The 11,398-nt window shown below is 44.5% G+C and carries 8 protein-coding genes; 4 read left to right on the top strand and 4 right to left on the bottom strand.

All coding sequences use genetic code 11. From position 1 onward, the window contains the following. Nucleotides 1–405: putative toxin-antitoxin system toxin component, PIN family (locus QT974_RS22360; RefSeq protein ID WP_333470619.1), on the top strand; the 405-nt coding region annotated here is incomplete at its 5' end. A 519-nt stretch (nt 406–924) separates the two neighbouring features. Here QT974_RS22360 and QT974_RS22365 read toward each other — a convergent pair. From QT974_RS22365 to QT974_RS22375, 3 genes are all read right to left on the bottom strand, one after another. Then, nucleotides 925–1,803, bottom strand: coding sequence for a peptidoglycan-binding protein (locus QT974_RS22365; RefSeq protein WP_333470620.1), 879 nt, complete (start codon nt 1,801–1,803; stop codon nt 925–927). 223 nt (nt 1,804–2,026) lie between these two features. Beyond that, a complete protein-coding gene (locus QT974_RS22370) occupies nt 2,027–2,617 on the bottom strand; it encodes a C39 family peptidase (RefSeq protein WP_333470621.1) in 591 nt (196 codons plus the stop codon). A 153-nt stretch (nt 2,618–2,770) separates the two neighbouring features. After that, complete coding sequence (locus QT974_RS22375) at nt 2,771–3,310, bottom strand: hypothetical protein (protein ID WP_333470622.1); 540 nt, start codon at nt 3,308–3,310, stop codon at nt 2,771–2,773. Between the two features lie 389 nt (nt 3,311–3,699). On the opposite strand from QT974_RS22375, the gene QT974_RS22380 reads away from it, so the two are divergent. From QT974_RS22380 to cbiE, 3 genes are all read left to right on the top strand, one after another. Next, a complete protein-coding gene (locus QT974_RS22380) occupies nt 3,700–5,040 on the top strand; it encodes an AAA-like domain-containing protein (protein WP_333470623.1) in 1,341 nt (446 codons plus the stop codon). Between the two features lie 26 nt (nt 5,041–5,066). Next, on the top strand, nt 5,067–8,591 hold the full coding sequence (locus QT974_RS22385) for an AAA-like domain-containing protein (protein WP_333470624.1): 3,525 nt from the start codon (nt 5,067–5,069) through the stop codon (nt 8,589–8,591). Nucleotides 8,592–8,703: 112 nt separating this feature from the next. Continuing rightward, complete coding sequence (gene cbiE, locus QT974_RS22390) at nt 8,704–10,017, top strand: precorrin-6y C5,15-methyltransferase (decarboxylating) subunit CbiE (protein WP_333470625.1); 1,314 nt, start codon at nt 8,704–8,706, stop codon at nt 10,015–10,017. Between the two features lie 236 nt (nt 10,018–10,253). On the opposite strand, the gene QT974_RS22395 is transcribed toward cbiE, so the two are convergent. Beyond that, nucleotides 10,254–11,117: a CPBP family intramembrane glutamic endopeptidase gene (locus QT974_RS22395; protein WP_333470626.1), complete on the bottom strand. Its 864-nt coding sequence runs from the start codon at nt 11,115–11,117 to the stop codon at nt 10,254–10,256. Nucleotides 11,118–11,398 lie beyond the last annotated feature (281 nt).

The following is an 11,398-nucleotide window of genomic DNA, read 5'->3' on the forward strand; positions in this document are numbered from 1 at the left end:
GTTTGCTTACTTGGCATTTTAACTGTTAGTTTAGCATACCAAGTAAGGAAGAACCAGAACTCTTCTCCCCGTCAAGCCTTTGACAAGGCAATGACAACTGGACAAATTATGATGTCTACAGCTACACTTGCTGAGCTTCAGGACATCTTCAACCGTCCAAAGTTCGATCGCTATCTCTCAAAATCTTCGCGGACTGACTTTCTCAACGATCTAATCGCAGTCGTGGAAACTGTAGAAATTATTCAATCCTTTTCAGTCTGTCGCGATCCTAAAGACGATAAATTTCTGGAACTTGCTGTGAATGGAAATGCCGATTACATTGTCACTGGCGATCGAGATTTACTTGTCTTAAATCCATTTCAAAATATTGCCATCCTATCTGTATCGGAATTTCTAGCATTGTAGTTCAGACTATACCGTTTGACACTTTGGTGCTAGAAATGGCGCTAGCTGACTTTATAGATCCTGATTCATTGACTTTTGTGGACTGTAAACCTCAAATCGGTTTACCCCTAGACGCAGACTAGAATTCCTGGAGGTGAGCTTACTGATCAACATTGTAGGTTGGATTGAGACGAGAGCGAAATCCAACAAAACCATCGATTTTTGATGTTGGGTTTCCTTGCGTCGCAGGATGCCTGTTCCACAATAATTATGGAAGATGTCTATTAGACATCTCCCAAAAAGGCTGTTAACAACAGGCAAGATGCCTGTTCCACAATAATTAAAGACATATGTTTAAAAACTTTAAAAAACTCAAATTTGAAATAACAATCAGTAAAAGTAAGGTGCGTCGCTACGACAATCTTGGCTATTCGCAACTATACATTAGCGACGCACCATACCGCATCATCAACAGGATGAATAGCCGGGATTTAGTATCATGTGATTAACCTCCTAAAATGACTACAAATTGTTTGATTTTTAGGCAATCGCTTTGAAATAATACTCAGCAAACTGCGCGACGAGATCGGCTTTGTCCCGTCCATTCACTATTGTCCTGGCGTTGAAGAAATCGCGACTATCGCCCGCAATGAAATCGCTCAAACCTACACCAGTAAAACTACCGTCGCGCATTCCCCGAACTAGAATCAGGGCAGCAATTTCAGGGAGAGCAGCTTTTTCTGGACGATCGATCAAATTAATTCCGAGTTTTTCACTCCAGATTCGATAGTTGCGACGACCTGTAATTTGGACAAAACCTCGGCCTTTGAAACGAGGACCATCGCCCGGTTCAGTATTTCCTAAATCATCGCGATCTTCATAATCCCACCCATCAGCTAATTCCATCATGAAGCGTCCGAAATGGGATTCATGTTCGGCGGTTGCGAAAACATAGGCAATTTGCCCGCGATCGATGACGCCATTATCCAGACATTGATTGAGAACTAAAGGCAAATTTTTCTTAGCAAAGGGGCGGATTTCCGATGGGCATTGAGCAATATCTAAAATATTATCAACGCTAGAGAAACCACGGGGCATATCCCAAATCTTGGGTGTGCGAGTAACTATTGTTATTGCTTCGGGTTTCACCTTCAGCAACTCAGCCCAAGTATTACGATCGACTTTGCCTGTTACCTTTAACCCACCTGGGACAAATTTGCTGCGATCGGCGGGGCGCATCCGTTGAAATTGCTCCACTGCTGCCTTAGTAACAGACCCAAAAAGTCCGTCAATTTTGGCATCTTTTGGTAATAATCCCCAATCTTTCAAGCGTCTTTGCAGGATTTCGACATCATCAATCAGGTGAGGGGTATCAATAATCCCGTCATTGATTTGTAACTCAACTTTTTCAATTGCCATATTCAGACCTCCAAGTAGTAATAATGATTTTCTGTAGATTCACCCTGGAAGCAGAATGTCAGATATTGTACGGTTATATAACCACTATAGGTTTGCAATCTGGACTTCTGTCCTTTGTTGCAGATTTGAGAACAATGCGGACTAAAGTCCTCACTACAAACCTTTTTTATTTGAGGGAATTAACCGGACGTTAGATCGATTGCAAACCCAGGATTATTCAGAGCTATTTAGAAATTCGGTGCAGCCACATTGTTGCAGTAGATTCGATCTTGCTGCTGTCCCAAGTGTCATAAAAAGATAAAGCTTGACGCAAACCAAAAGCATTGCCAGCGGCGGATATCAATTTACGACTGTATATCTTATTTTCGCCCTTGTTATCTGGTGAAAATGGGGAATTTTTCCGATAGCCTGAGTAGAACCATTCTCCGCCTGGATCGTTCACAAAAAAGTCACCGTTGTTGTTGTAACCGCGAATAACTAGAATGTGACCCGAATTTGTCCAAAAACCATGCAATATACAGATTTCGCCAGAATCGAGAGAGCGAGTGATGTCTGAAAGACTTCCCGTCAATGTCAAGTTATCTCTCAACCCTAAACCCTCTAATACTCTTTTGATGCCATCGGGAGAACCGTGATCTATTCCCAGCCGATCGAAACGTTTTTTAACATCATCTTCGTACTGTCCAAAGGGGCCTAAATCTGCAACTTGAAAGTATTTCAAACACATTGCGGCACTTGTAGCACCGCAAGTGCGCCAAGGTTGAATTTCGTTATCTTCTTGACTGAAATACGGAACCTTATGATTGACAGCCATAATTTACCTCAATGTAAGTTTTGTAAACGATTGATTAGACTTCAAATTGGTGCTAGAAATGGCGCTAGCTGACTTTCTAGATCCTGATTCATTGACTTTTGTGGACTGTAAACCTCAAATTGGTTTCCCCCTGAACACAGACTATTGCGATCGTCAGAATGGCGTTGGACAGGAAACTACTGCGTCGTCAACCTGAATCCACGAATCTTTTGCATTACCCCAAAGACCAACGTAGAAAAGAACTTTAGTGTTTGAACCGGAGTTGAAGTTGAAGATGTAGCGGTTGTAGTTTCTGTGTTGAGGATTGGGAGAACCTGCACCAACCAACTTAACCTCATTAATTACACTGCCTACACTACCATCACTGTTGAGACGGCGTACTGACATATAGCCATCAGTTAGAGTATTGGATGTTCTTAACCATGCAGCCACAGTACATTCACTGTTTGGTTGAACGTTAGCCCAGTTGTTGACTGCATTCCATCCTGACGTATTACGCACCCATCCGTTACCCTTTCCACTGTGTTCAAGATTTTTACCGTTATCAAGTCCAGCACCACCAGCAAACCACCAGCCTTCTTTTGGACTTTCAAAGTAGAACTGGGTCTGCTTGATTCCTGCAAGTGCAACTGTCGAAATAGCACACAGGAAACTTACTGCTGCAAAATTCACCATTGTTTTTTTAGCGTTCATACTAGGATTCCTACAAAATAGATTTTGTCAGTAAATGCACACTTCAAATGTTCAGTGTGACTCAATGCGTTGACTTGCTAATCTCGTACATGAGTCATGTCGAAGCGTTATATGTTTAATAATTAAGAGAAAGAACGACTACTCAATCGGCGTCTTATTTGGCGCTTCATAATTCATATCTTGCTTGGAAAAACTCGATATGATAACTGGGAAACTTCTGGAGTTTGCAATCGATATATTGATAAATAAACAGATAAAAAACAGGAAAAGTTCAGGATTGCCAATTACATTTAAAGCAAAAAGTCTGGAAAAATCAGGTGCAGCAACCCAATTGATTTGCCGATCGATTCGTGATATAACTAAAGGTATTCATCTTGCCGATCTAAGCCATGAATGCTGAAACAGAACTGTCTTGGGAACAAACCCAAAACCTGGTTAATACACTGGTATTAAAACATACTGGAAGACACCTCAGTGATGTTGAGAACGAGGTGCTTCGAGGCGCGTGGGAAGGTAAAAGTTATGGAAAGATTGCCGAACAGTTATTTCTGACTGAGAACTACATCAGTGGAGATGTGGGATATCGCTTGTGGAAAAAACTGTCAGCAGCATTAGGCGAAGAAGTAACAAAGAAGAACTTCCGACAGGCACTCAAGAGGGCATGGCAAAACCCGATGACTGCTGTAATTTCATCAACGCGAACATGGAATTGCACGGTCTTAGAATTTCCAGAAGGACCTTTAGGACTGGATTCTCCTTTTTATGTCGAACGTCCTCCGATCGAGTCCGACTGTTACAAGGAAATTTTGAAGCCCGGTTCTCTGATTCGGATCAGAGGACCCAGAAAAATGGGGAAAACCTCTTTACTCAATCGAGTGTTGGCTTATGCGACTCAACAAAATTATCAAGTTGTTCGCATGAACCTGCGAAAAGCTGAAAAAACAGTTTTTACAAGCTTAAATAAATTTTTACGATGGTTTTGTTTGAATGTGAGCCGACAACTGAACCTAGAACCAAAGCTTGATGACTACTGGGATGAAGAAATTGGTAGTAAGGTAAGCTGTACTGGATACTTTGAAAGCCATTTATTAGAACAGTTAGAGACGAATTTAGTCCTCAGCTTAGACGAAATTGATACTGTTTTTAACTATCCCGATATTGCTGAAGATTTTTTAGCTTTGCTGCGAGAATGGCATGAAGAAGCCACACTCCAAAAAAGTTGGCGAAAACTTCGATTAGTCATCGCTCACTCAACAGAAGTATATATCTCCTTAAATATCCATCAATCTCCATTTAATGTTGGGCTACCCCTGAGATTGCCACCATTTAATCAACAGCAAGTTCAGACGCTAGCTCAGTTACATGGCTTAACTTGGACTGTGGAAACGACCGAACCGTTAACGGCGATGATTGGAGGGCATCCCTATCTGATTCGACTGGCATTGTATCACCTTGCTCGTCAGGATATGACACTTCAGCAATTGCTGCAAGATGCTTCAACCCATGCTGGAGTTTATAGCGACCATTTGCGGTGTTGCTTAGGCAATTTAAAACAGCAACCAGAATTAGCATTCGCCTTGAAACAGGTCGTGACTGCACAAAGCCCTATTCAGTTAGAATCCGTAACTGTCTATCAGTTGGATAGCATGGGAATCGTGCATCTTAATGGCAACCAAGTAACACCAAGTTGCGAGTTATATCGTCAGTATTTCAGCACCAATCTTTCTTAAGAGTTGAGTTTTCCAATGTAAAGAAAATGATGAACACTCGCTACGACAGTGACTATGAATACAAAGTTGGGGGAAGCTTACCGCCAAATGCACTTTGTTATGTAACGCGGCAGGCCGATCGGGAATTATTGGAGGCATTGGCAGCGGGTGAATTTTGCTATGTGTTTAACTCTCGGCAGATGGGGAAGTCGAGCTTAAAAGCAAGAACTATGCAACTGCTAGAAGCTAAAAAAATTGCTTGCGCGGCAGTGGATGTGACCAAGCTGGGTGCTAAGCAAGTGACGGCTGACCAATGGTATAAAGGTTTAGTCGTGGAATTGGTCAGAGTTTTCAAGCTTTCAGGAACGTTTGATTTGAAGACTTGGAGAAAAGAACAAGCAGAACTTTCTGCCATTCAACAACTCAGCCTTTTTATTGAAGATGTTCTATTGGTCAAAGTTGCTAGTCCTAGAGTCTGTATTTTTTTAGAAGAAATTGATAACGTTAAGAGCTTAAATTTTTCAACCGACGATCTATTTGCTTTAATTCGCGCTTGCTACGAGCAACGATCGCACAATCCCATCTATAATCGCTTGACCTTTTGTCTGTTGGGAGTTGCCACACCATGCGACCTGATTGTTGATAAGCAAATAACTCCCTTTAATATTGGTCGATCGATCGATTTGACCGGATTTAAGTTGGCAGAAGCTAAGTCACCATTAACTCAGGGATTAGTCGGAAAAGTAGAGAAGCCAACAGCCGTTTTACAAGAAATTTTGGATTGGACGGGCGGACAACCGTTTCTCACTCAAAAGTTATGTAAGTTGGTAGCAGAAAAAGCCGAAAATTGCCATCCCAATATCGAGCAATTGGTTCAAAAATATATTGTTGAAAATTGGGAATCTCAGGATACTCCACCGCATTTGAGGACAATTCGCGATCGCATTCGAGGTAGCGGACAGCGTAGAGGTCGCCTGCTTGGACTATACCAGCAAATTTTACAATTCAACTCGATTCCTGTAGAAGACAGTCCCGATCGACTGGAGTTACAATTGTCAGGATTGGTGGTCAAGCAACAAGACAAACTCTGCGTTTATAACCGCATTTATGCGACGGTGTTTAACTTGGCTTGGGTTCAACAAGAATCAACTAGCCTGCGTCCTGATTTTTATGCGACTGCTTTATCAGGTTGGCTGGCAGCCAACGGACAAGAAGAATCATGGCTGTTGCGGGGACAGGTATTGCGGCAATCCCTGGAGTGGGCAGAGGATAAAAGCCTCAGCGACGAAGATTATAACTTTTTGTCAGCAAGTCGAGCTTTAGAACAACGCGATTTGCAACAAAAACTTGAGACAGAAGCCGAAGCTTCTAGAATCCTGGCAGAGGCGAATGAAGTTTTGTCGGATGCTAATCAAGTCCTGCAACAAGCAAACGGCAAAGCAAAGCGACGCATCCGAGTAGGGAATGTCATCCTAATTGTGGCTTTGTTGAGTGCGATCGCGGCAGGATTATTGGCTGGAGAAATGCTCCGAACTGCGCAACAGGAGAGAATAAAATCCTTCAGTCTGGCTTCCACAGCCTCATTGAATGCTAGTCAGGAACTAGATGCACTGCTTGCCGCCATGAAAGCCGCTACTGAATTGAACGCAGTACCTCGGGCAGATGCTGAGACTCGATCGTCCGTCCAATTGGCATTGCAGCGAGTCATGTTCCAAATTAGCGAACGCAATCGTTTAGAAGGACACAACGATAAAGTCAGAAGCGTAGACTTTAGTCCAGATGGTAAAACCCTGGCGACTGCCAGTGAAGATAATACAGTTAGGTTATGGAGTGTGGATGGACGAGAACTTCAACAAATGTCGGGGCAAAATCAACTTTTTAGAAGTGTGAAGTTTAGCCCGGATGGTAAACAGATTGCAGCCATCAGTGCCGACAAAAAGGTCAAGCTATGGACTGTGGATGGCAAAAAAATGATGACATTTCCTGGTGGCGATGAAGAGAGTTTGCTGGCTGACCTTTGTTTCAGTTCTAATGGTCAAGTAATTGTTGCATCTGGTGCGAATCATACGGTCAAACTTTGGCAAATCAACGGACAAAAAGTCAAAACTCTTACGGGACACAAGTATGATGTTTGGAGCATCAGTTGCAGTCCGGACGGACAAAAGATTGTCTCCGCAGATTTGGGAGGAACGGTGAAGCTTTGGAGTATGGATGGGCAAGAGATCGAAAGTTTCCAGGCAGGTCCCCAATCGATTTTTGGCGTTACTTTTAGTCCCGACGGTCAGTTCATTGCCACCGCAGGTGGAGATACACGGGTCAAATTGTGGAATTTAGAAGGAAAAGAAATTAGGACGATCGGCAAACACAATAATTCTGCCATTGGGGTGCGTTTCAGTCCTGACGGTCAAACAATTGCTTCGACAAGTGCCGATGCGACTGTCAAATTGTGGAATCTAGAGGGAAGAGAACTCAAAACATTCAAAGGGCACCATACTGAAGTTATTGCAGTTAGTTTTAGCCCCGACGGTCAGTCTATTGCTACTGCTGGAGGGGATGATACGGTCAGGTTGTGGAGACTGATTAATCAAAATCATCAGACCTTACATGGACATACCGATTCTCTATGGAGTGTGAGCGTTAGTCCCAATCACAAAATCATTGCCACAGCCGGAGACGATCGGAGAATTCGACTGTGGAATTGGCAGGGGAAAGCACTAGCCACAATTAGTGCCAAGAGTAGCCAAGAATGGAACCGCATCGGGAGTCTCTGTTTTAGTCCAGATGGTAAAACGATCGCGGCTGCTAGTTACGACAAAACTATCAAACTTTGGAACCTTCAAGGGCAACTCCTAAAAACCTTCAACGGACACAGCAAAGAAGTTACTGATGTTAGTTTTAGTCCTGATGGGCAAATCCTGGCAACTGCCAGTTACGATCGCACTATTAAGCTGTGGCAGATTGACGGTGGAGAATTGAAAACGCTCAGGGCAAATGCGGGTAAAGTTTGGAGTGTGAGTTTCAGCCCCGATGGTAAGTTTCTTGCCTCCGGTCATCACGATGGTACGATCGAGCTTTGGAACCTTCAGGGACAACTCCTGAAAACATTTCAGGGACACAGCAACTATGTTGTACGTGTCCGGTTTAGCCCCGATGGCAAAACTATTGCTTCGGCAAGTCATGACAGAACGATTAAACTCTGGACGCTAGACGGTCATGAATTGAAAACATTCATCGGACATTCTGCTGGTGTGACAGGACTCAGCTTTACTCCTGACGGTAAAACCCTTGCCTCTAGCAGTGATGAGGGCAGAATTCGGTTGTGGAATATTGAAACAGGGCAAGAGATCCAAACAATCCAAGGACGCGGTTATCCTTTTTGGAACGTTAGCTTCAGTCCAGATGGCAAAACTCTGGTTTCGGTGAGTGATGATGCGCAGGTTGAGTTCTGGAATGCTGAAATCCTAGATTTTGAGCAGTTAATCGCGCGGGGATGCAACTGGCTAAAGGATTATCTCAAGCATAATGTTGCAGTGGAGGCAGGCGATCGGCAGATTTGCGATCGCATCCCATAAAGGGCGATCCTACAGTCCAAACGCAGACGATCGCTGGGCAGTTGCTTTCAATCCATAATTAGGTTATTGACAAAAAATTAGTAAGTCTGGTTTTTTCCTTTGAGTTGAAAAAGTGACAGTACACGTAGTTGGTATAGGTTTAGATGGAGCTGCTGGGCTGAGCTCCTCGGCGCGGCAGGTTGTAAAAAAGGCCGCTCTCTTAGTCGGGAGCGAGATCCATTTGAGCTATTTTCCCCAGCAATCCTGCGAGCGCTGGGCGTTGGAAGATTTAACCGAAGCAATTCTGGAAATTAGGCGTTGGTTGGCCGCAGATGCGAATGTAGAGCCAGATGCAGGCACTTTTTCGCCCCCCTCCACCCCCTCGCATCAACTAATTGTAATTTTAGTAGCCGGAGACCCGCTGTTCCACGGCTGGGGAAAGTTGCTCATTTCCCAACTGCCGCCGGATAAATTGACTTTTCACCCCCATGTAAGCTGCGTGCAGTTGGCCTTTAACCGCTTGCACATCCCTTGGCAGGATACTCATTTTGTGGGTTCCCAAGGACGTTTTTTTGAGGAACTGACGGCCAAACTCAAGTTGGGTGTTGAGAAAATTGCGGTACTCGCAGACGAAACTCGCACTCCGGCGGCGGTAGCAAGTTTGGTGAAAGCTCTGGATTTGCCCACACGCTACCAGTTTTGGGTTGGCGAAAATTTGGGTTCCGCCGAAGAGCGCGTGGGTTACAGGTCTCTGGAAGCTTTGCTGGGAGAGGAATTTGCACCTCTGAGCGTGGTGGTGCTGCTGCGGCAGTCGCCGCCGACAGAAGCTTTGGATTTGGGAAAGTTGCCTTTGTTGGGCATTCCTGATGCAGCTTTTATCGGTTGTGGCGACAGGCCTGGTTTGACGGTGGAACGGGAGGTGCGGGTGTTGGTGCTGGCACAATTGGCTTTGCAACCGGAACAAGTTGTCTGGGATGTGGGTGCTGGTAACGGTTCTGTGTCGATCGAGATTGCTCGTTTATTCCCGCAGTCTGAGGTATATGCGATCGAACAAACGGTTTCTGGTACTTCTGCGATCGAACTCAATTGTCGCCGTTTTGGGCTGCAAAATATGTTCTCGATTCACGGAAGGGCCCCGGAAATCTTGCACCGCTTGCGTCCGCCGCACCGGATTTTTATCGGTGGTAGCGGTGGAGGGTTGACTAAAATTTTGGGCGTTTGCGCTCTGCGGCTGCTCGCTGGAGGCTCTATCGTCCTAGCTTTGGATGTTTTTGAGGATATTGCTACTGTTTTGAGCTGGATTGGCGATCGGGTGCGCCGAGAACCGTTCTGGAGTTACCGAATTGTTCAGGTGCAGTTATCGCGTTCTGTTTCTGCGGGGAGTTTGACTCGTTTCGATCCGCTGAATCCAATTTCGATTGTGACGATCGATCGACATTTGAATTAATTTTAGACTTTTAACCGCAGATTAACGCTGTTTGTAGTGAGGACTTTAGTCCTCTGGATTATGCGGACTCGCATTCCGAACGATCGAACCTTTGATTTGCTTTGTGATCTATCATTTTTGAAGTGAACTACCACAATCAGATTGGTTCGAGCGTTCGGAATGCGAGTCCTCTGGATTATGCGGACTCGCATTCCGAACGATCAAACCTTTGATTTATTGTTGGCAATAAGTCTTATTTACATTAACGACAGTACGGCTGCTGTTGCTAGCAATAACAGGATTCCGGCTAAACCAGCTAAAGGTTTGGCTGCTATTCCTGTAATCCATTCGGGTATGCGGCCTGTGGGATTAATTATGGCTTCTGTATCTACGGTAGTTATACCCCAAATCCATCCGGCGTGCAGTCCGATCGCTAATCCTAAACTGCCATTGTCGGCGATGCGGGCTAAGGTTAAAACCATGCCCATCAGCCACAAGCCCGGTAGTTGCGGTATAGTTTCTTTGGGTGCCCAAATTAGGTGGGCGATCGCAAAAATGAAACTGGCGATCGCACCTGCGGTTAATATTGAGTAATCTTGCTGGAGTAGATTTTGCAAACAGCCGCGAAAAATTAACTCTTCTGTGGCGCTAATCCACACTGCTAATAACAGAGTCACCAGAGTTGAAGGCTTGAGAATTGCATCCCAAGGATTAATGATTGTTTCCCCTGTTTCGGTTTGAACTTGGCTGTTTTGCAGTTCGATCCAACCGGCGGTTAATTGTACGCCGAACAAAACTGCTAAGCTGACTACTGCTAATGTTAATCCCAGCAGCGAGGATATGAAAGTTCCAGTTTGCCAATCCCAACCCCAATCGGCAAAAGATGCGCCTTCGCTCCAAGTTGTCGCCCACAAAATTAAGGGAACAATTAAGTAGAGGGAAGCCAGTAAAGGCAGTTTTTTGTTGCCCAAAGGTTGGGGCGGATGCCATTTTAGGGCGATCGCCAGTATAATTGCTGCTGGAAGCCACACAACAATCCAAGTTGAAAAAAACAAGATTATTTTGATAATTGCTGGTATTGACGGTGACATCGATCGCAGGTTATTGACGTGATTCCACATTTAAAAGGTTGCAACTATAACAGAGTATTGGACGGAGCGTGCGATCGGTTTCAACAAGCAGTAATATCAAATCCGGTGGCATCGGAATTCATATTACCCACAGTCAGGACACCGCGAGTGCCTTAGTCCCTACAATTAATCTGGCGATGGTTACATCTCTCATCGAGTGCGATTGATTATTTTGGGGTAGTCCAAGGGCATTGCCGTGTCCAGAGTTGCTAATAACTAATAGACTTGAATTGCAAAAATCGGAAAACACCCTGAAATTATCTGCGTTTATC

Source organism: Microcoleus sp. BM001215392 (genome assembly GCF_036700185.1).
In the GTDB taxonomy this organism is placed as follows: domain Bacteria; phylum Cyanobacteriota; class Cyanobacteriia; order Cyanobacteriales; family Microcoleaceae; genus Microcoleus.

Excerpts from the sequence above, each read along its gene's own strand:
- QT974_RS22365 (WP_333470620.1), bottom strand. The coding sequence starts at position 1,803 with ATGGCAATTGAAAAAGTTGAGTTACAAATCAATGACGGGATTATTGAT.
- QT974_RS22370 (WP_333470621.1), bottom strand. The coding sequence starts at position 2,617 with ATGGCTGTCAATCATAAGGTTCCGTATTTCAGTCAAGAAGATAACGAA.
- QT974_RS22375 (WP_333470622.1), bottom strand. The coding sequence starts at position 3,310 with ATGAACGCTAAAAAAACAATGGTGAATTTTGCAGCAGTAAGTTTCCTG.
- QT974_RS22380 (WP_333470623.1), top strand. The coding sequence starts at position 3,700 with ATGAATGCTGAAACAGAACTGTCTTGGGAACAAACCCAAAACCTGGTT.
- QT974_RS22385 (WP_333470624.1), top strand. The coding sequence starts at position 5,067 with ATGATGAACACTCGCTACGACAGTGACTATGAATACAAAGTTGGGGGA.
- QT974_RS22395 (WP_333470626.1), bottom strand. The coding sequence starts at position 11,117 with ATGTGGAATCACGTCAATAACCTGCGATCGATGTCACCGTCAATACCA.